Below are 20,547 nucleotides of genomic sequence, written 5' to 3'. Positions count from 1 at the left end.
GTGACGCGGCGACCACCGGACACCAGCCTCAGGCCAAGGCTTTCTTCAGCAACTCATTCACTTTCCCGGGATTGGCCTTACCGCCGGACGCCTTCATCACCTGTCCGACGAGGAACCCCAGCACCTGCTGCTTGCCTTCCTTAAATTGCCCGACCTGGGCAGGATTTTTCTTCAAGACTTCATCAATCATCGTCGCCAAAGCCCCTTCATCGGAGACCTGCGTCAGTCCCTTTTCCTGGACGATCCGGGCCGGCGCCTTACCCGAGGCATAGACATCAGGGAAAATCTCTCGTGCCACCTTGAGACTGACCATCCCTTGATCCACCAGGGTCAATAACTCGACCAACCGTTCAGGCGTCACGGGAGAAGCGTCCGCTTCAGTCCCGGAGTTGTTTAATTCACGCAGCAATTCGCCCATCACCCAATTGCTCACCGTTTTGGGTTGCGGGTACAGTTTCACGCAGGCGTCGAAATACATCGCCAGCGCTTTGCTGGAAGTCAGAATCCCCGCATCATACTCGGGCACGCCGTACTCCGTGATAAATCGCTGTTGCTTGGTCGAGGCCAGTTCCGGCAGTCCCTCGCGCAGTTGCTCGATCCATTCGGACGAAATCTCCATCGGGACCAAGTCAGGGTCTGGAAAATACCGATAGTCATGCGCCTCTTCCTTGCTACGCATCACAGCGGTTTCCCCGCGCTCGTGATTCCAGAGCCTGGTTTCCTGATAAATCTTCCCGCCCTCGTTGAGCACCTTGGTTTGCCGCTTGATTTCGAAATCAACCGCGTCCTTCACGAACTTGAACGAGTTGATGTTCTTCAACTCAACCTTCGTCCCGAAGGTGGTCTGCCCAACAGGCCGCAGAGACAGATTCGGCTCGCAGCGGAAGCTCCCCTCTTCCATGTTTCCGTCACAGACATCGAGATACATCAAGAGGTCGCGCAAGGCCTTGAGGTACGCCACTACCTCTTCAGAAGAGCTCAAGTCCGGTTCGGTCACGATTTCCAACAGAGGCGTCCCGGCGCGATTCAGATCCACGAGGCTCATCCCGCTGCCGGCCTCATGCAGATTCTTTCCCGCGTCTTCTTCCAAATGCGCGCGCCGGATGCGCACACGCTTGCGACTGCCGCCGGCCGCAATTTCAATCCAGCCGTGTTCACAAATCGGCGCTTCGTATTGCGAAATCTGATACCCCTTCGGCAGGTCCGGGTAAAAATAGTTTTTGCGCGCAAAGCGGTTGCGGATCCCGATCGTGCCGTTCATAGCCAACCCCGCACGTACCGCCATCTCTACGGCCTTCTCATTGATGACCGGCAAGGTCCCTGGCAAGCCGAGGCACACCGGACAGGTCTGCGAATTGGCCGTGAGACCGAACGTCGTCCCGCAGGCACAAAACAACTTCGACTGCGTGCGCAGCTGCGCATGCACTTCCACACCGATGACGACTTCGTATGCCACGCTCAGCTCTGCTCCCCCTTCGTAAACTGCTCACGCTCCCGGCGCATCGCTTCCCGCCCGGCATCGAACGCATCCCGCAACACGGTTTTCTTCGATTCAATGAAGTCGCGACCTTCCTCGACCGCCCCTTCAAACCGCTCACCCGCTTCGCCGACCAAATCCCGCAACCCGTCCTCCGCGCGCCGGGCATAGCCGCGTAGCATCTCACGTGATTCCTGTCCGGTTCGCGGCGCCAACAAGATCGCTGTTACCGCACCCAACGCCGCTCCGCTCAGGAAGCCCAACAATACCGCTGCCGACGATGGACCTTGATTATCCGCCATTGTGATGCCCTCCCTCTTTGAAACGTTCCGTCACCACTTGCTTGGCCGCGCGAAACCCCGCCACGACACTGGCCACATTGGCCAACAACGAACCGCCTGAGCCCCGCACCATACTATGTACCTGATTGACCGATTCGCCGATCTCGCCCACGGCATGCAGCAGAACTGCCGCATGCTCAACCCCGCCGCGTGCCTGCTCGGTCACATCATTCAAATTCTGACTCATCGCGCGCAATTCGGTAATTAGCGTCGGCAACTCGACGTTCAACTTCGTCACCAGCTGCTCCGATTCGGCCACCATCTTGCGTATTTGAATCAAGAGCGGGACGAGGTAGCCCACGAGCACCGCAAAGGCAATGGCAACCAGAATCGCGGCGACATCAACAATCATAGGGCCTCCTTGTCAGGCTCACCGAATCGCCGGCCGTTTTGCCCGCCAGTTCGTTGCCTGCTCGTAGGCATGCGCCCCACGCAACAGGGTCTCTTCTTCAAACGGCCGACCGATCAACTGAAAGCCGATCGGCAATCCCGCCTTGCTGAATCCACAAGGCAACGCAATGGCGGGCAGCCCGGCCAGATTCGCCGAAATCGTGTAGATGTCGGACAAATACATCTGCAACGGATCCTGGGCCTTCTCTCCGAACTTGAACGCGGTGGTCGGAGTCACGGGGGTGACGATCAGATCGACCGTCTGGAACGCCGCCTCAAATTCCTGCCGGATCAACGTCCTGACCGCCTGCGCCTTCCCGTAGTATGCGTCATAGTAGCCTGCGCTCAGCACATAGGTCCCCAGCATGATCCGGCGTTTGACCTCCGGGCCGAATCCTTCCGCTCGGGTCTTCAAGTACATATCCAGGAGATCTTTGCTCTCCGCTGCCCGCAAACCGAACTTCACGCCGTCGTATCGTGCCAGGTTCGAGCTGGCCTCGGCGGTGGCGATGACATAGTAGGTCGCGACGGCCGCATCGGTGGTCGGCAGTTTGATCTCGCGGATGTCTGCCCCGAGTTCCCGCAGGCCTTCGATAGCCGTGCGCACCGCCTGCTCCACTTCCGGATCGAGCCCGTCGGCAAAATACTCGGCGGGCACACCCACCTTCAGCCGTTTGAGATCTTTCCGTTTGAGTGCCTTGAGGTAATCCGGAACCGGCACGTTCGCGGACGTCGAATCGCGCGGATCGTGGCCCGCAATGGCGCCCAACAAAATGGCCGCATCCGTCACATCCTTCGTGATCGGACCGATTTGATCCAGCGAGGAGGCAAAGGCCACCAATCCATATCGAGACACACGGCCGTAGGTCGGTTTCAACCCCACGACGCCGCAAAACGCCGCAGGCTGGCGAATGGAACCGCCGGTGTCGGATCCCAGTGCCGCAACACATTCATCAGCCGCCACCGCTACCGCAGACCCGCCGCTCGATCCGCCGGGAACAGTCTGAATGTTCCAGGGATTGCGGCTGGCGCCGAAGGCCGAATTTTCGGTGGACGACCCCATCGCAAATTCATCCAGATTGGTCTTGCCGAGCAAGAGATAGTTCTGCGCCCGCAACTTGGCGACTACGGTCGCGTCATAGGGCGGCACGAAGGTGTCGAGCATCCGGGAGGCGCAGGTCGTCCGCACGCCTTCCGTGCAGATATTGTCCTTCACCGCCAGGGGCATGGCCATCATCGGCGTGGTTTTCCGCCACCCCTTCAGGGCCTGGTCGAGACGCTCCGCCTGCGCGAGGGCCGCTTCTTTGCACTGCGTGAGATAGGCGTTCACCTTCGGCTCGACCTGCGTCACCCGCAGGAAGTAAGCGCGGACGATCTCCGTCGCCGTGACATCCCCGGCCGTGAACTTCCGCTGCAATTCCGACAGCGTGAGTTTGTGCAGCAACGTCAGTGCCATCAGCGCTTCACAGCCTTACGAGTAATACGGTTTTTGCCATCGACCTGGATGATCTTCGGCTTATGCCGCTTGATCTCTTCATCGCTGTAATACTCGTAGCAGAAAATAATAATCTGATCCCCCACCGCCGCCTTGCGGGCGGTCGGCCCGTTCAGCACGATCTCCCCTCGTCCGCGCTTTCCCTTCATGGCGTAGGTCATGAACCGTTCGCCGTTGTTGAGATTGGAACAGACGATCGCTTCATAGGGCAGAATACCCGCCGCGTCCAACAGATCTTCGTCCACCGTGAGGCTGCCTTCATATTCCAGACAGGCCTCGGTCACCGTCGCTCGATGTATCTTTGCCCGCAACATTTGTCGAAACATAGTCGATTGATGCTCCTTCGATCGCTTAGGATTCTTGGATGATTTTCGGAACCCGGAAACACTGCGCCTCCGCATCGGGAGCATTGCTCAACGCTTGCTCGGTGGACAGCGACGCCTGCACCTGGTCCGGACGAAAGACGTTACTCTGCCCCGGCACGGTCGACGTCGGCTCCACGCCCTCTGTGGAAAACGATTTCAACTTCTGTACATAGCCCACGATCTGATTCAGCTGCTGCGAAAAGGCCGTGGTCTCGGCCTCGGTCAACGCCAACCGCGCCAACTTGGCCACCTTCTCGACTTCCTGCTTCGTGATCTCCATCTCATGCTCCCAGTTCTGTAAGGATGTTCAGCATGGTCTTCCAACAAGGCTGCAGGAAGCCCGGCGACGAGTCGTACCCTCTGGGTACGTCGCAGGAGGCCGGGCGACCGGGAACGCAGTCGGAAGCCATATGTTCAACATCCGACTACTCCACCGTCACACTCTTGGCAAGGTTCCGCGGCTGATCCACATCTTCCCCGCGCAAGACCGCAATGTGATAGGCCAACAACTGCAGCGGGATCGTGAAGAGAATGGGCGACAGCAACGGATGCACATCGGGAATCGTGAACACCGCATCGGCGATCTTCCCTAACTCGCGCTCGCCTTCCGCCACGAACGCAATCACGGGGGCCCGGCGCGCTTTCACCTCCATGAGGTTACTGACGGTCTTCTCATAGAGCCGGTCCCGCGGGGCCAACACCACCACCGGCATGTCCTTGTCGATGAGCGCGATCGGTCCGTGCTTCATCTCTCCCGCGGCATAACCCTCCGCATGGATATAGGAAATCTCCTTGAGCTTGAGCGCCCCCTCCAGCGCGATCGGATAGTTGATCCCGCGCCCGAGAAACAAGAAGTCCGGTTTCTTGTAATACCGTTTCGCGATCGCCAGAATCTCCGCTTCCCGGCCGAGCACATGTTTCACGAGCGCCGGCAACGTGACCAGGCGATCGAGCCAGGACTTCCCGTCCGCCACGCTCAGGACACCCCGCACCCGGCCGAGATGCAAGGCCAACATGTAGAGCGCCGCCAACTGGCTGGTGAAAGCCTTCGTGGAGGCGACGCCGATTTCAGGACCGCAATGGGTATAGAGCACCCCGTCGGACTCGCGGGCCAGCGTGCTGCCCACCACATTGACGATGGAAACGACACGCGCGCCTTTTTGCTTCGCTTCCCGCGCCGCGGCCAGCGTATCGGCGGTTTCACCCGACTGCGAGATCGTGATGAACAGGTCGTTCTTTTCAATGAGCGGGTCGCGATACCGGAACTCGCTCCCGATATCCACCTGCACCGGCGTGCGAACCATCTCTTCGAGCAGATACTTCCCGACGAGGCCGGCATGCCAACTGGTTCCGCAGGCCACGATCCAAATACGTCCGACTTCGGCGAACTGTTTCGGCGTCAGTCCGATATCCGGAAGATCCGCCTCGCCGCTCTCATAGGAATAGCGGCCCCGGATGGTATCCAGAATCGTCTGCGGCTGTTCGTGGATTTCCTTCAGCATGAAGTGGGGATACCCGCTCTTTTCAGCGGCAGAGGCATCCCACGTGACCTTCGTCTTCTTGCGCGTGACGGCCCGACCGTCGAGATCCGTAAACGTCACCGCTCCGGCCGTGACTTCGACGACGTCGCCTTCTTCGAGAAACGTCACGTCCCTGGTATGGGACAACATCGCCATCACATCCGAGCCGACGAACGACGCATCGGCCGTGCGACCGATGACCAGCGGACAACCGGACCGGGCCGCGACCAGCATGCCGGGCTCCCGCTCCGAAATCACCGCGATGGCATAACTTCCGCGAATCTCTTTCGCCGTCGCGCGCACCGCATCCGCCAGATGCAGCTTGCTTTTCTTCATGTGTGTATCAATCAGGTGCGCCACGACTTCCGTGTCGGTTTCAGACTGAAACTTGTAGCCGTCCTTGACCAGGCGCTGTTTCAGCTCGACGTAATTTTCGATGATCCCGTTGTGCACGAGCACGCAGCTTTCGGAGCGGTGCGGGTGCGCGTTCTGCTCGGAAGGCTTGCCGTGTGTCGCCCAGCGCGTATGCCCGATGCCGCACATCCCGCCGATGGCCTTCTGCTCCAGCGACTTCTGCAGATTGATCAACTTGCCGACGCTGCGGCGAATCTCGATCTTCTCCCCTCGCTGAATCGCCACGCCGGCCGAGTCGTACCCGCGATATTCCAGCTTCGACAACCCGTTCAACAAAATCGGTACTGCGTCCTGATTTCCCACGTAGCCAACGATGCCACACATAGGTCGCCGTTACCTCCGTTTTGAACGTTGCACTGCCGGTTGCTTCTTCATAGTACGCTTCGCGGATGCCCCTGCCTTGGCAGGCTTCGCGGACTTCGCACGCTTCACAGTCTTGGTAGACTTCACAGGAGTTACACGGTTCACCGCAGGAGCCGGAGGCGGGACCTGCCCGCTCTGTAACGCCCGCCGCCTGGCCGCCCAGCCCTCGCGGGTCACCTGGGGAACCCGGGCAATCACCAATGCATCCTTCGGCACATCCTGCGTCACGGTAGCGCCGGCCGCGATGATGGAACCTTGCCCGACCGTCACCGGCGCAACGAGCTGCACGTCGCTGCCGATGAACACGCCGTCCCCGACCACCGTGTGAAATTTCTTATAGCCGTCGTAATTGCAGGTGATGGTTCCGGCACCGATATTCACTCCCGATCCGATCGTGGCGTCACCGAGATAACTCAAATGGTTCGCCTTGGAGCCCTCACCGAGTTCCGTCTTTTTCATCTCGACGAAATTGCCGACCTTCGCTTTGCGCCGCGCGATGACACCCGGTCGCAGGTGCACGAACGGTCCGAGATGACAGTCCTCCTCCACCTGCGACTCGCGCAGAATGCAGTGATCCAGAATCTCCACCCTGTTGCCGATGGCGCAATCCGTTATCCTGGTGCCGGAATGCACGACGACGGATTCGCCGATCACGGTTCGGCCTTCGAGCGTCACATGCGGATACAACACCGTGTCACGGCCGATGGTCACCTCAGCATCGATCCAGGTCGAGGCAGGATCCCGCATCGTGACACCGGCTTCGAGCCATCGCTCGCGAATCCGCCGGCGAATCACGCCCTCAGCCTCCGCCAATTGCACTCGACTGTTGATCCCGAGGCCCTCGTCGATGTCCCGCAGCCGCAAGGCCGACACCGTGCGTCCCTGCTGAACCGCCATCTGCACGATGTCCGTCAAGTAGTACTCGCCCTGCGCATTCCGGGGATCGAGTTTGTCGAGCGCCGGAAAAAGAAATTTGCCGTCGACGACGTAGGTCCCGACATTGATCTCGCGCACAGCCCGTTCGGCCTCAGAGGCGTCCTTATCCTCCACAATGCTCTGCACCGCGTTATCCGCCGCGCCTTGCAGCCATTCATCTCGGCGCCGGCGAATGACCCGTCCGTAGCCGGACGCATCGTCGAGCACGGCGGTCAACAGCGTCACCGCAGCACCCTGCGCATCGTGCATCGCCAGCAATTCCCGCACCGTCGCTTCCGTCAAGAGCGGCGTGTCGCCATTGAGAATCAAGTAGCGGGACGGCTTCCGATGCGAGCCATCGCCGAATACCGGACGCGCCTGCAACACCGCGTGACCTGTCCCCAATTGCTTGGTTTGCTCGGCGACGGCAACCTGCCCGCCGACCGCCTCCACCACCTTCCGCACCTCCGCGCCTTGATGGCCGACGACGATCGCAACCCCTTGCTCCGCCAACCCGCAGGCGATATCGAGTACGTACATCACCATCGGCCGACCCGCGACCGGATGCAGCACCTTGGCGAGCGCCGACTTCATGCGCTTGCCGAGTCCCGCCGCCATGATGATGACACCGAGCCCTGCAATGGAGGATGGCACGGCCTTGTCCTGCGATGAATGAGTCATTGAGTCTTCACCATAAGAAATCGACGCAGGGTCTGTCGAGTGCACAGGGGATCAGCCGACCTGCACACCTGCGTCTGGTTGCTTAATAGGCGCCCACGCTTTCCCACCGGGCTGGGACGCGCCGCCTGAGGGAGGAGTGGGTGTGTAGAGCCCTCCCGAGACGATCAATTTCATGGCCTCTTCCACCGTGATGTCCACGGCGATCACTTCACGCTCGGGCACCAGCAGGAAATATCCGGACGTGGGATTGGGCGAGGTCGGGACGTAAACGTGCACCAGCGGGTCCGGCGAGAGCTGCTGCATTTCCCCCTTGGTCACACCGGTCACAAACGCAAAACAATAGTGGCCGTTCTTGGGGAACTGAATCAGCACCACGCGGCGGTAACTCTCCCGCTCTGCAAACGACAAAATGTCCATCATCGATTTGATGGTGGAATAAATGCCGCGCACGACCGGCACGCGATTGAGTAATCCCTCCCACTGCCGCACCACATGACGGCCGATAAAATTCGCGGCGAATAAGCCGGTGACAAAAATGATCAGGATCAGCGCCACGATCCCCAAGCCCGGCACATAGTAACCGGGGGTCACCAACCGAGCGGCGGCGTCGCCGAGAATACCGTCCAGACTCACGAACAGGGTCTTCAAGATCAGGATGGTCCCCCAGAAGGGGATCATGATCAGCAAACCGGTGAGAAAATAGCGTTTGAGTGAAGCTTTCAACATGTGTGGCTGAAGGGCCCTTGGTAGAGCTGCATGATACTGGTCTTTCACCAATCGTCGCAAGCCTTTTCTTGCTATTTTCAATCACTTGGAATAGGATCCGACCCTCTTGCTCCGTAGTTTTTCAGACCCGAATGATGACGCCACGTAGCCGACCACCCCGGGGCCTGTTCATTACCCTCGAGGGAACGGAGGGGTGCGGAAAATCGACCCAGGCCAAACTCCTGGGCGAGCACCTCCGGAACCGGGGATATGACACGGTGGAAACCCGGGAGCCGGGCGGCACTCCGCTCGCGGAAAAAATCCGTTCGCTGCTCCTGGATCGCGCCGACGAACCGGTCGCGCCGGAAACCGAAGCCTTTCTGGTCCTCGCCGCGCGCCGGCAACATGTGGCCCAGGTCATCGAACCGGCACTCGCGCGTGGCAGCATCGTGCTCTGCGACCGGTTCATCGACTCCACGCTTGCCTATCAGGGCTATGCGCGAGGATTGGACATCGCCACACTCGAACGACTCAATCGCCTCGCCACCCATGCGCTCATGCCGGACCTGACGCTGGTATTCGACCTCCCCGTTTCGACGGGACTGGCGCGGCGGCGTTCCGCCGCCGCGCTGAATCGGCTGGACCGCGAGTCCCTACGGTTCCATCAGAAAGTTCGCGCCGGATTTCTCGATTTGGCGAAACGTCACCCCAAGCGAATCAAGGTCCTATCCGCAAGGACATCGAAAGAAACGGTGGCTCGAGCAGTCGCCCGGGCCGTCACACCAATGCTCGGTCACATCCGCCGGGGCGTAGACCACAACAGGCCGGCAGCAAGCCGGCCGTCACCTCAGAAGGCACAGGCTCGCCATGCCGTTCGCTGATATCATCGGCCATGACAGCGCCAAAACCTTGCTCCGGTCTGCAATCCTGCAGAATCGGCTTGCGCACGCCTACCTCTTCCATGGCGACGATCGCATCGGCAAACGCCTCCTCGCCCTCCGCCTGGCGCAAGCGCTCCTCTGCGAAACCGTCTCGAACGAGCAGACCCCGGACGCCTGCGGCGCCTGCCGGGCCTGCCGCCAAGTGGATGCGCGCACCCATCCGGACTTCATGGTGATCGAGCCGGATCAAGAACTCGCGAATCCCCAAATCAAGATCGAGCTCATTCGCGACATCGAACACCAGATGATCTATCGCCCGCTGATCGGGAATCGAAAGATCTGCCTGATCGACGACGCGGATCGCATGACGATCGGCGCCGCCAATGCCTTGCTGAAAACATTGGAAGAGCCGCCCGACCACAGCCTGTTCATTCTGGTGTCGAGCCGACCCTATGCCCTGCCGGCGACGATCCGTTCCCGCTGCCAGGCCTTGCGCCTCACGGCTCCGGCGCAAACCCAGGTGGAGGCCGCCGTCATTCTCAAACGCGAGCTGCCTCCTGCCGACGCGCATTTCCTGGCAGTGCTCAGCGACGGCCAGTTGGGGCGGGCCCTGGAATGCGATCTCGAACAGGCGCGGACCAGCCAGAAGGAATTCGCCGTGATCTTTTCCGCCAAAGGCCTCCAGTCTTATTCCACGGTGCTCGCCGCTGCCGAAGCCCTGTCGAAAGAAGAGCGCGGACCGGAAGCCTTCGACTGGCTGCTGCGGTGGCTGCGCGATATTCTCCTGGTTGCCGTCGGCGCCGGCTCCGATCATGTGCTCAACCTGGATCAGAAAGCCGGCATGCAGGCGCTGGCCGAGCGCATCGACATCGACGAACTGCTGGACCTGATCAACGATCTCGAAAAACTGGAACGGCAGGCCCATCGAAACCTGAACGTGCAGATGGCGCTCGAAACCATCCTGCTACGAGTCCGTCACCTGCTGACGCCTCAGGACACCGCCGACACGCCGCGATAAGCTAGCTTTCACCGCAGGCATCTTGCTATCTTCACTCCACGCCATATGAACAAGCGCGACACCTTCTACATCACGACGCCGATCTACTACGTCAACGACGTGCCGCACATCGGCCACGCCTACACGACCGTCGCCGCCGACGTGCTCGCCCGCTACTGGCGATTGCGTGGACGCGACGTGTTTTTCCTGACAGGTCTGGATGAACACGGGCAGAAGGTTCAGCAGGCCGCCGCGAAGGCCGGTATAGACCCGCAAGCCCACTGCGACCGCCTGGCGCCGCAGTTCACAAACCTCTGGCAACGGTTGAACATTTCCAATGACGCCTTCATCCGCACTACGGACAAGCAACATCAAGACGTGGTTCAACGATACCTTCAACAGCTCTATGATAAACAGCTGATTTACAAGGCAGACTACACGGGATGGTATTGCACGTACGATGAGCGGTTCTGGACGGAAAAGGATGTCGTCGGTGGGCTCTGTCCAGACTGCAAACGGCCGATCGAACAACTGAGCGAGCACAATTATTTTTTCAAAATGGGGCAGTACCAGGAACGGTTGATCGACCACATCCGAACCCACGACGAGTTCATTCGCCCCGTTTCCCGGCGAAACGAAGTGCTGGGATTTCTGCAGACTCAAAAGCTGGGCGACCTGTCAATCTCACGCCCGAAATCCCGCCTCTCCTGGGGCATCGAACTTCCGTTCGACAACGAGTACGTCACCTACGTCTGGTTCGATGCGCTGGTCAATTATGTGTCCGCCCTGGAGTACAAATCGGGACTCGAGCGATTCTGGCCGGCCGATGCCCATCTCGTGGGCAAGGACATCCTCACCACCCACGCGGTCTATTGGTCCACGATGTTGATGGCGCTGGAACGCCCACTACCTCGTTCGATTTTTGCACACGGCTGGTGGACGGTGGACGGCGAGAAGATGTCGAAGAGCCGCGGCAACGTCGTCGATCCCAACACGATGATCGATCAATTCGGCGCGGATGCGTTCCGCTACTTCCTCCTGCGCGAAGTGCCGTTCGGACAGGACGGAGATTTCTCGCGCACCACCATGGTCACGACCATCAATAGTGCACTCGCCAACGGCATCGGCAACCTCCTGAGCCGGACGCTCACCATGATCGAGCGTTCCTGCACGGGCGCCATTCCCGATCGTGGCCCTGCCGTCCTGCCGGAGCTCGAACAACGAATCGAAGACCTGGCCCGGCAACTGCCCGGCAGGATCGAAGCCGGCTACAAGGCCCTGCTCTTCCGGGATGTGCTGCTGATGATCGAAGAATTGAACAGCGCCTGCGATGAATACATCGACAAGAGCGCACCCTGGAAACTGGCGAAGCAGCCGGAGGCACAACCGCAGCTCCACACCGTGCTGAATACGTCCGCGCGCGCACTTCGCCTGCTGGCCATCCTTCTCTACCCGTTCATGCCCACAGCGGCGCAGCAGATGATCCACCAGCTCGGATTGACACTGGATTTGTCACAGCCAGTTTTGGACGAGAACTGCGGCTGGAACCACACTCTCGCCGGCAGCCGGATCCAGAAAGGCGCCTCGCTGTTCCCTCGCATCGAAACCAAACCACAAGGAGCCAAACCCGTGAGCGAGATACCTGCTTCTCCGCAGACGAGCCCTGCCACTCCCAGCCCCGCCGCAGCCCAGAGTCCGGCTGCTCCGGCTGCCGCCCCCGCTGCCGCGCAACCGGCGCAGATCAGCATCGACGACTTCATGAAAATCCAACTGAAGGCGGCGAAAGTTTTGGCGGCGGAGCGTGTCCCGAAATCAGAGAAGCTGCTCAAGCTCCAGGTCAGCCTCGGCAGCGAACAGCGGCAGATCGTCGCCGGTATCGGCAAAAAGTACGAGCCGGAAACACTCATCGGAAAAACCATCGTCATCGTAGCGAATTTGAAACCGGCCAAACTGATGGGCATCGAATCGCAAGGCATGGTCCTCGCGGCGGGCGACAGCGAAGTGCGCGGACTCGCCACCTTCATCGAAGATGTGGAGCCCGGCACCAAAGTGAAGTGAAATGAGTCGCCCCCTCTTCATCCGACTGATCGGCACCTGCCTTCTCGTGCTGCTGAGCAGTGCGGGTGCAGCGTTTACGCCTGAACCGTCCGACTCCGAGCTCGAAAGCAAAACCCACTACAACGACCCCCTCCCCACGACCGTGCTCGTGCGAGTCGTTGCACACCGCTCGTTGGTGCTCGGCCACGACGTCGGCGGCGCGCGCGTCACAATCACCGATGTGGCGAGCGGGCAACTCCTGGCTTCCGGCCTCCAGCAGGGAGAACCGGGTGACCAGACTCAGATCATGCGCACGCCGCACCTCATGGACGAACCGGTCTATAGCAGTCGCCCGGCGGCGGCGTTCTCCACCACCCTCGAGCTCACGCGCCCGATGCTCGTGGAAATTACCGCGGAGGGACCGCTGGCCTATCCCACTGCTCTGCAACGGGCGAGCACGACGGTCCTCCTGATTCCCGGTCACGACCTGACCAACGATGGCATTGTGCTGCACCTGTATGGTTACCTCGTGCAAGTTGAGCATCCGAAACCGGGTGAGCCCCTCATCGCCAAGGAAGATGTCATGCTGCGCGCGTCGGTACGCACCCTCTCGGGAGCGCTGGTGCGTCCGCATAGCGACTGGGACTCCCGGAAGATTCACATCTACGCCGAACTCCTGATCGGCGACCGGATCGTAGAGCGCCTGCAGATGTTTTATGCGGGCGAGAAGAGCCGCTTCGAAGCGCCGTTCTTCGTGCCGATTTCGAAAGATGCGCCCGACGGCATCACGCTGCGCGTCATCGCAGCCGACACGGCGACCGGCAACTTCGGGATGGGAACCGCGCAATACCCGGTGCTCTCCGAACGACTCAGGCCCAGGAAGAATTAATTCAGGCGTGGTATGGTGACTGAGTAACGGACGAGGATCTTCGTTCAATCACCGGATCACCCAACTACTCAATCGTACGTTCTGCGTATGGATCCTAAACAGCGGCAATTCTCCATCTGGTACATGTTCATCGCCCTTTGGGCGCTGATCCTGCTCCAGACGTTTCTCCCATCGCTCTTCAACCCGACTGAAATCCCCTACAGCGAGTTCAAAGAATCCGTGGCGGCGGGCAAGGTCACCGAAGTCGCGGTCTCGCCGCAGATCATTCACGGGAAACTGAAGGAGGACAAGGTCTTCCACACGATTCGCATCGAAGACCCGGATCTGCTCAGGAACCTTGCGGAACATCACGTGAAGGTCACCGGCGTCATCGAAAGCACCCTGTTCCGCGACGTGTTGTCCTGGATCGTGCCGATCGTCCTCTTCTTCGGCGTCTGGTGGTTCCTGTTACGGCGCATGGGGCAGAGCCAGGGCTTCATGACGGTCGGCCAGAGCAAAGCCAAGATCTATGTGGAAAAGGAAGTGAAAGTCACGTTTGCCGATGTGGCCGGGGTGGACGAGGCCAAGCAGGAGCTGGAAGAGATCATCGAGTTTCTCAAGACACCGGAAAAGTTCCGGCGGCTGGGCGGCAAAATTCCAAAAGGCATCCTGCTGGTCGGCCCGCCGGGCACCGGGAAAACCCTTCTGGCGAAGGCCGTGGCCGGAGAAGCAGGCGTGCCATTTTTCTCCATCAGCGGCTCAGAGTTCGTGGAGATGTTCGTCGGCGTCGGCGCAGCCCGCGTCCGCGACCTCTTCGAGCAGGCCAAAGGCAAGGCCCCCTGCATCATCTTCCTCGACGAGCTCGACGCGTTGGGCAAGGCCCGCGGGGTCGGTCCAATGGCGCATGAAGAACGGGAACAGACCCTGAATCAGTTGCTGGTCGAAATGGACGGGTTCGATTCACGCGTCGGCGTCATTCTCGTGGCCGCCACCAACCGCCCGGAAATTCTCGACCCCGCCCTGCTGCGGGCCGGGCGATTCGATCGGCAAGTGCTCGTAGACCGGCCGGACAAGATCGGACGACTCGCGATCCTGAAAGTCCACGCCCGTTCTATCACGCTCGACAATCAAGCCGATCTGGAAACGATCGCCGCCATGACACCGGGCTTCGTCGGCGCCGATCTGGCCAATCTGCTGAACGAAGCGGCGCTGCTCGCCGTCCGGCGCAACAAAGACACCGTCAGCCTGTCGGAACTGCAGGAAGCCGTCGAACGGGTCATCGGCGGACTCGAGAAGAAAAACCGCGTCCTCAACAAAATGGAGCGGGCCCGGGTCGCCCATCATGAGGTCGGCCATGCGCTGATGGCCCTCTCAATTCCCTGCGGCGATGCGGTGCACAAAATCTCAATTATTCCTCGAGGTATTGCCGCGCTTGGCTACACCATGCAGCTCCCGACCGAAGACCGGTTCCTCATGACCGTATCCGAACTCAAGAACCGGATCGCCATCCTGCTGGGTGGCCGGGCGGCGGAAGAAGTCATCTACGGCGAAGTCTCCACCGGCGCACAGGACGATTTGCGCAAGGCCACCGATATCGCCAAGAGCATGGTCAAGGCCTACGGCATGAGCGAGAAGCTCGGCCAGGTGAGCCTGGAACGGGATCGGCAGTCCATCTTCCTACAGACCGGTCCTTCACAGACACCGGGAGACTACAGCGAACGTACCTCCCGTGAAATCGATTGTGAAGTCCGGCTGTTGATCGATGAACAATATGAACGGGCTCGCGACCTCATCAAGGCTCAGGAGGCCACGCTGCGGCATGCCGCCCAGGTCCTGCTCGAAAAGGAAACGATCAGCGGAGAAGAACTCAAGACACTCGCCGCATCACACTGAAGCCAGCCCGATCCAACCCCTTCCCCGATGCGTCCCTCCCGCTCTCGCAACAAAACCATAGCAACGTCTTGCCCCCGTCGATCTCTCATGAGACACTGACTACGATGGTTCCCCACACCTATCATGAACTCCACTCCCGATTGAGGATTGCCCTCGCCCTCAACGCCGTCATCATCGTCGCAGAATTTGTCGGGGGCTTCCTCACGAACAGCATCGGGCTGATCGGAGACGCGGGCCACAACCTCGTCGATCAGGGCTCGCTGTTCCTGGCATTGTACGCGCACATCCTGACCGCGCGCCCCGCCACCGACAGCCGGACCTTCGGCTATCACCGGGCCGGCATCGTCGCCGCATTCCTCAACTCCTTTATCCTGCTGCTCACCGCCGCCGGCATCACGATCATGAGCGCCCAGCGCATTCTGACTCCTGTCCCGATTCCCGGCGGCTGGGTCATGCTCATCGCCCTCATCAGCTTTGTCGCCAATCTGTCGATCGCGCTCCTGCTTCAACATGGCGCGAAGGACGACCTCAATATCCGCAGCGCGTTCTGGCACATGCTCAGTGATGCCTGGGTCTCCTTGGGGGTTGTGGTGAGCGGCGGTGCCATCATGCTGACCGGCTGGTCCGTCCTCGACCCGCTGGTGAGCCTGTTCGTCGTTGTGGCGATCATTCGCGGCGCCTGGCCGCTCTTTAAACAATCACTTGAGGTCCTCCTGGAATCCACCCCGCCCGGCGTCAGCCCCGCGCAGGTCGCCGCCACCATCGAATCCATTCCCGGCGTGAAGAACGTGCATGACCTCCACATCTGGGCGGTCGAGCCGCGCCTCATCATGATGACCACGCATGTACAAGTCGATGGGCACGATGAGGCCCTGACCAGCGACCTCCTCCATACCATCCGAGAGCGCATCACAACCGACTTCGGCATCAAGCACCTGACGATCCAGCTCGAAACCGAATGCTGCCATCCCGAAGCCGTCCACTGCGACCTCTCGAAACTCCACGACCAGCATTCCCATCCCGAGTTTCTGCACAGCCATCATTAACCGGATGGTCGGAACGTCGGAATTTTGAAGCGCCCGCTATACCTCCCTCAGCCCCGACAGTTACAATAGCCGCATGAATCAGCCGCAGACACTCCCCGTTCCCTTTTACGTCCTGTGCGGATCGCTCGGCGCCGGCAAGACCACCCTGCTCATGCGCCTCCTCGAATTCTGGAACAGCCAGGGACATAAGGTCGGCGTGCTCATGAACGAGGCGGGCGAAGTCAGCATCGATGGGCCGCGCGCGGGCACGATCGCCGAGCAAGTTCTCAATCTTGCCGGCGGCTGCATCTGTTGCGACACCAAAGACGATTTGGCCTGGAGCATCACCCAACTCGTGCAGGACTACCAATCCACGGTAATCGTGCTGGAATGCTCCGGCATGGCGGACCCGGCGGAAGTGGTCGATGCCGTGACGGATGCCTACGTGTCACGCATCGCGAAGCTCGAACGGATCTTCGCGATGTTGCATCCCGTGCCCTTGCCCGATACCGGCATGGCGGAACTCGTCACCCGCAACGCCATTCGTTACGCCGATGACCTGATCCTGAACAAACGGGATCTCTACATCCCCGGTCATTGGGAGCAGTTTCGCGAAACCATCACCCATCACAATCCTTATGGACGGATCTGGGAAACCAACCACGCCCGGCTGGACATTTCTGCGTTGCTCGCCGCGCCGGCGACACGCACAGTGCCGACCAACGTGTCGTTCGGGAAACCGCCCACAGCGGACGAGAGGCACGACGCGCGCGCACCTCATCACCCGATGGTGACCACGGTGCGGCTACCAAAGCCGCTCGACCGCAAAAAGTTCATGGAATGGACGAAGTCGTTACCGGAGGGAATGGAACGAGCGAAGGGATTTTTTCGGTTTGCGGGAGAACCCGAACTGCAGGAGTTTCAGTTTTTTCCGCCGCGCACCAGCACCGTCGAGCCGGTCATGCTGCTCGATGAACCGGACCATGTCGTGGTGCTGATCGGACGCGATTACGATCAGGAACGCTGTCGAGCCTCCCTCCTCGCCTGCCTCATTTCATAACATTGTCAGGAGATCGAACCGGCCGAAGGCTGTCGCACGCCGGCGGGAGCCATGCGCTCAGTACGCGGCCGGAATCGCGACCAGCGGGTGAGTGACCAGGCCACGCCCCCTCCGATCAATCCACCCACCACCCATCCGCCCATCACATCCGTCAGATAATGAGCCCCGATGTAGATGCGCGAAATACCAATGGCCGCCACAAGCGGCCAACCGATCCATCCCGATTTTGGATAGAGCACCTGGAAGAACGCCGCCGCCGCCGCGGTATTGGCCGCGTGATTGGAAGGAAAGGAAAAGGCCCCGCCGCAGCCCAGCAATTGATGCACATCCGCAAGCGTCACACAGGGACGTGGACGCTGCACAAGCCCCTTGAGTTGCGTGCCCAACGCATCCGCCGCTCCGATCACGCCGGCCAACGCCGCCGCTCCGATCAGACATTCCCGCTGGTTCTTCCAGAACCAATAGGCCGCAGCGAGCAGAATGGGATACAGCAGATTGCCCGGTTTGGCCAATTCGACCATCACCCAATCAAGCAGACTCGACCGACCGGCAACACCATTGATGCTGTGAAAGAGAGTTTCGTCCAATCCCATGCCTGTCACTCAAAGAGTTGGTGATGGAGTTGCTCGCGGGTCAACTCGAAGTGTGCGGCGACGTCGGTGAGGATTGCGGAGAGTGTTCCGATGCGAAGAGGACTGTGCTGTGGAATCGTAATATGATGCTCGCCGTGTTCAGTGGTCGTCAGCCGCAAATGACTGCCGGTTTGTTGCGTGATCGAATAGCCTACCTTCCGAAGAATATGGGCGAGATCGTGTCCCGATAGATCCCGCGGAAGCCTCATACGGTAATAACTTCCTCCCGAACATGATGGAGACGGATAACCTTGGGGGCTTGTCCTGCCTCAAAGTGACAGCGAACGGCATCACGAACCTTTTCTGGAAGTTCGGCGAGCGAGTCAGCCTCCGTGAAAATCGATGGGCCCAGGGATCGAGCCACGAAACCGCCCTCTGGCGCCTCCTCGACCATGAAGATTAGCTCGGTCATTCTTGCCCTCCGTATAGCGCCAATAACGCCATGCTAATCATATCCGAAGCCAATGTCTAGCGAACCGATCATTCGCTCGCCGGGGAGGAGCACTCTGGTTCGGCACTGACCAGAGCGGGTTCTGCGCATTCACTCCCAGACGATATTGGTGACGCCCGGAATCGCAGGAACAAGCTCGGCAAGATGAGTGTTCAATCGCTCGATCTCAGGCGTGGGGTCAACGCGGTTGAAAAGGCGCTGAAGCACCGACAATTCTGCGACGGGGTAGACTGTCCATTCCGATGTGCTGCCTTCGGTGTTGCTGCATGCCAGCCACAACAGAAACGGTGCGCGCGAGATCATCACCACCCACCCGAAATCCTCCGGGATGACTCCCTCCACGGATACCCCACGCTCACGAAGCCGATCGGCCAGCCAGTTGGCCCAGGCTTGGCCATAAACACCCGGGTTCGTGTGCTCCTCTTCACCCGCGATGGGTGTGAAGAAATCGGAGGTAAAGGTGATTTGAGTGCCGTCTTCATAACGTCCTGTCTCCTTCCATCTATCAAAGATTCACAGATCAGGGGAGAATCCGAGACTGGCATGCCAGCGGGCAAGCCCTGCAATCCTCATGGGTTCAGACGCGGTGACAACGCCAGAATGCGAGGAAGCTGAATGCGGTTGGTCGAGAAATTGCGGAGTCGCACAGCGAGACGAGCGGCGAGCCCGCCCGCCGACAGGCTCGCCGCAGCTGCGAATCCGTGATTGCAGCAGACACGCTCATGAATAATGCGGGCTAAAGGCTTGTCGTGCCCGGCACCGCTTCAAAATGAAGGACTGTCGGAAAGGGATCATAGAAGTGATGTAGGAGCGCTTTCCACTCCTGATACTGGGGAGAGCCGCGGAAACCCGTCTCATGAGCATCGACTGATTCCCACCGTACCAAGAGAATGTACTCGTCGGTCCGCTCGAGACAGCGCTGCAACTCATGAGACACGTACCCGGGCATGCTGCTGATAATCCGTTGCGCCTCACGAAAGGAGTTCTCGAAGGCTTGAGCCTGACCGGCGCGAATGCGAAGCGGCGCCACTTCAAGAATCACGGACGTGCCTCCGATATCGGCGGCAAGCAACAAAGAAAGTGCGGCTTGAGTTCCATAGGCCTTGAACTTCGTGAGCATTCGTCACCGAGCTGCCTCACGATGAAGTCTGCTGCGGTTGACAGGCGCAGCATAACACGGAAATCCGCGAGAACTGCCGGAGTCGCACGCTAAAAGTAAATTCGACGCGTATCAAGAGATCGCTGCGGAGCCCCTTCGACGATTCCACTCCTTGGGCCAGGAATGCTTAACCTTGTGATTCCGTATAATCATGCGCTATATTGCACACATAACTAAGCATGAGGTAACACATGGCCGTGGCGTACAAGAAAGAAGAAATCCTCAGCGCATCTCGAGTCGCGCGGTCCTTCGGAAAAGTGCTGACCGACCTGAAGGCCCAGCACCGGCGGCGAGTGGTCGTCCTCAAAAACAATCAGGTGGAAGCTGTGATCGTGCCGGTGGATGACTATGAAAAGATGGCGGAGGCGCTCGATCTCCTGGAGCACATGGAGATCCACCGCCATGTCACGCAGCGGGCACGCAAGAAAGGAAAGAAACCCATCACATTAGAGGCCTTGCTGAAGGAGCAAGGCCTTGCGATATAGCGTCGTCCTGACTGTCGCTGCCGCCGAGGATTTTCGACATCTTGACGGATCGCTGAAAGAACCGGTTGCGAAGCAGCTCCTGAAACTCGAAACCGCCCCACGGCTCGGCGAGCATCTTGGCAATCGCGCTGGTCTCGATCTCACCGGCTACTACAAACTCTACGCAGCGAAGAAATCGATCCGTATCGTGTACCGGATCATCGACCAACAGATCCTGGTCGAAGTCGTCGCTATTGGCAGGCGCGAAGATCTCGCGGTCTATCAGGAAGCACTCAAGCGGTTAACGCACCGGGACCGATAGGAGAACTGTTCCTCCGGGCCTGTATGCGGCCATCAGTCGCTCCTTCATCCCCCTACCGCCTCTCGCATATCCACGGCGTCTCGAATCGTTCA

22 protein-coding genes are annotated in these 20,547 nt (G+C 59.8%); 9 read left to right on the top strand and 13 right to left on the bottom strand.

Annotation, left to right across the window (positions count from 1 at the left end):
* Positions 1–28: 28 nt before the first annotated feature.
* From gatB to H8K11_05210, 9 genes are all read right to left on the bottom strand, one after another.
* Positions 29–1,456 carry an Asp-tRNA(Asn)/Glu-tRNA(Gln) amidotransferase subunit GatB gene (gatB, locus tag H8K11_05250; GenBank protein MCS6263145.1) on the bottom strand — a complete coding sequence of 476 codons (1,428 nt, stop codon included), beginning with the start codon at positions 1,454–1,456 and terminating at the stop codon, positions 29–31.
* 2 nt (positions 1,457–1,458) lie between these two features.
* Positions 1,459–1,779 carry a YtxH domain-containing protein gene (locus H8K11_05245; protein MCS6263144.1) on the bottom strand — a complete coding sequence of 107 codons (321 nt, stop codon included), beginning with the start codon at positions 1,777–1,779 and terminating at the stop codon, positions 1,459–1,461.
* A complete protein-coding gene (locus tag H8K11_05240) occupies positions 1,769–2,170 on the bottom strand; it encodes a DUF948 domain-containing protein (protein ID MCS6263143.1) in 402 nt (133 codons plus the stop codon). Before H8K11_05240 ends, H8K11_05245 begins: the two co-directional genes overlap by 11 nt.
* 18 nt (positions 2,171–2,188) lie before the next feature.
* Positions 2,189–3,664, bottom strand: a complete 1,476-nt coding sequence (gene gatA / locus H8K11_05235; protein MCS6263142.1) for an Asp-tRNA(Asn)/Glu-tRNA(Gln) amidotransferase subunit GatA — start codon at positions 3,662–3,664, stop codon at positions 2,189–2,191.
* A complete protein-coding gene (locus H8K11_05230; protein ID MCS6263141.1) occupies positions 3,664–4,029 on the bottom strand; it encodes an aspartate 1-decarboxylase in 366 nt (121 codons plus the stop codon). The genes gatA and H8K11_05230 overlap by 1 nt, the downstream gene beginning before the upstream one ends.
* A gap of 25 nt (positions 4,030–4,054) precedes the next feature.
* Positions 4,055–4,348: an Asp-tRNA(Asn)/Glu-tRNA(Gln) amidotransferase subunit GatC gene (gene gatC, locus H8K11_05225; protein MCS6263140.1), complete on the bottom strand. Its 294-nt coding sequence runs from the start codon at positions 4,346–4,348 to the stop codon at positions 4,055–4,057.
* A gap of 145 nt (positions 4,349–4,493) precedes the next feature.
* Positions 4,494–6,326, bottom strand: coding sequence for a glutamine--fructose-6-phosphate transaminase (isomerizing) (gene glmS, locus H8K11_05220; GenBank protein MCS6263139.1), 1,833 nt, complete (start codon positions 6,324–6,326; stop codon positions 4,494–4,496).
* Positions 6,327–6,335: 9 nt separating this feature from the next.
* Complete coding sequence (gene glmU, locus H8K11_05215; GenBank protein ID MCS6263138.1) at positions 6,336–7,961, bottom strand: bifunctional UDP-N-acetylglucosamine diphosphorylase/glucosamine-1-phosphate N-acetyltransferase GlmU; 1,626 nt, start codon at positions 7,959–7,961, stop codon at positions 6,336–6,338.
* Positions 7,962–8,012: 51 nt separating this feature from the next.
* Entirely contained in the window at positions 8,013–8,687 is a 675-nt protein-coding gene (locus H8K11_05210) for a DUF502 domain-containing protein (protein ID MCS6263137.1), read from the bottom strand.
* A gap of 131 nt (positions 8,688–8,818) precedes the next feature.
* Here H8K11_05210 and H8K11_05205 point away from each other — a divergent pair, with 131 nt between their 5' ends.
* From H8K11_05205 to H8K11_05175, 7 genes are all read left to right on the top strand, one after another.
* Positions 8,819–9,547 (top strand): dTMP kinase, encoded by a 729-nt coding sequence (locus H8K11_05205; protein MCS6263136.1) that lies wholly within the window; start codon positions 8,819–8,821, stop codon positions 9,545–9,547.
* A complete protein-coding gene (gene holB, locus H8K11_05200; protein ID MCS6263135.1) occupies positions 9,534–10,565 on the top strand; it encodes a DNA polymerase III subunit delta' in 1,032 nt (343 codons plus the stop codon). Before H8K11_05205 ends, holB begins: the two co-directional genes overlap by 14 nt.
* A gap of 45 nt (positions 10,566–10,610) precedes the next feature.
* A complete protein-coding gene (metG, locus tag H8K11_05195; GenBank protein ID MCS6263134.1) occupies positions 10,611–12,602 on the top strand; it encodes a methionine--tRNA ligase in 1,992 nt (663 codons plus the stop codon).
* 1 nt (position 12,603) lies between these two features.
* Positions 12,604–13,470, top strand: a complete 867-nt coding sequence (locus tag H8K11_05190; GenBank protein ID MCS6263133.1) for a hypothetical protein — start codon at positions 12,604–12,606, stop codon at positions 13,468–13,470.
* An 87-nt stretch (positions 13,471–13,557) separates the two neighbouring features.
* On the top strand, positions 13,558–15,342 hold the full coding sequence (gene hflB, locus H8K11_05185) for an ATP-dependent zinc metalloprotease FtsH (protein ID MCS6263132.1): 1,785 nt from the start codon (positions 13,558–13,560) through the stop codon (positions 15,340–15,342).
* A gap of 104 nt (positions 15,343–15,446) precedes the next feature.
* Positions 15,447–16,388 (top strand): cation transporter, encoded by a 942-nt coding sequence (locus H8K11_05180; protein ID MCS6263131.1) that lies wholly within the window; start codon positions 15,447–15,449, stop codon positions 16,386–16,388.
* Between the two features lie 73 nt (positions 16,389–16,461).
* Entirely contained in the window at positions 16,462–17,427 is a 966-nt protein-coding gene (locus tag H8K11_05175; protein MCS6263130.1) for a GTP-binding protein, read from the top strand.
* Between the two features lie 5 nt (positions 17,428–17,432).
* On the opposite strand, the gene H8K11_05170 is transcribed toward H8K11_05175, so the two are convergent.
* The 4 genes from H8K11_05170 to H8K11_05155 all read right to left on the bottom strand — a co-directional run bounded on the left by H8K11_05170 (position 17,433) and on the right by H8K11_05155 (position 19,552).
* Positions 17,433–18,020, bottom strand: coding sequence for a phosphatase PAP2 family protein (locus H8K11_05170; GenBank protein ID MCS6263129.1), 588 nt, complete (start codon positions 18,018–18,020; stop codon positions 17,433–17,435).
* 5 nt (positions 18,021–18,025) lie between these two features.
* Positions 18,026–18,268: a type II toxin-antitoxin system HicA family toxin gene (locus H8K11_05165; GenBank protein ID MCS6263128.1), complete on the bottom strand. Its 243-nt coding sequence runs from the start codon at positions 18,266–18,268 to the stop codon at positions 18,026–18,028.
* Positions 18,269–18,600: 332 nt separating this feature from the next.
* Positions 18,601–19,023: a hypothetical protein gene (locus tag H8K11_05160; protein MCS6263127.1), complete on the bottom strand. Its 423-nt coding sequence runs from the start codon at positions 19,021–19,023 to the stop codon at positions 18,601–18,603.
* Positions 19,024–19,246: 223 nt separating this feature from the next.
* Positions 19,247–19,552 (bottom strand): antibiotic biosynthesis monooxygenase, encoded by a 306-nt coding sequence (locus tag H8K11_05155; GenBank protein ID MCS6263126.1) that lies wholly within the window; start codon positions 19,550–19,552, stop codon positions 19,247–19,249.
* A gap of 308 nt (positions 19,553–19,860) precedes the next feature.
* Here H8K11_05155 and H8K11_05150 point away from each other — a divergent pair, with 308 nt between their 5' ends.
* A complete protein-coding gene (locus H8K11_05150; GenBank protein MCS6263125.1) occupies positions 19,861–20,154 on the top strand; it encodes a type II toxin-antitoxin system Phd/YefM family antitoxin in 294 nt (97 codons plus the stop codon).
* Positions 20,144–20,455, top strand: a complete 312-nt coding sequence (locus tag H8K11_05145) for a type II toxin-antitoxin system RelE/ParE family toxin (GenBank protein ID MCS6263124.1) — start codon at positions 20,144–20,146, stop codon at positions 20,453–20,455. The genes H8K11_05150 and H8K11_05145 overlap by 11 nt, the downstream gene beginning before the upstream one ends.
* Positions 20,456–20,547: the final 92 nt, after the last annotated feature.

The sequence above is a fragment of the Nitrospira sp. genome (assembly GCA_024998565.1).
GTDB lineage: Bacteria > Nitrospirota > Nitrospiria > Nitrospirales > Nitrospiraceae > Nitrospira_A.
Note: the sequence above shows the minus strand (reverse complement) of the source record. Positions and strands in the feature narration are given on the sequence as shown.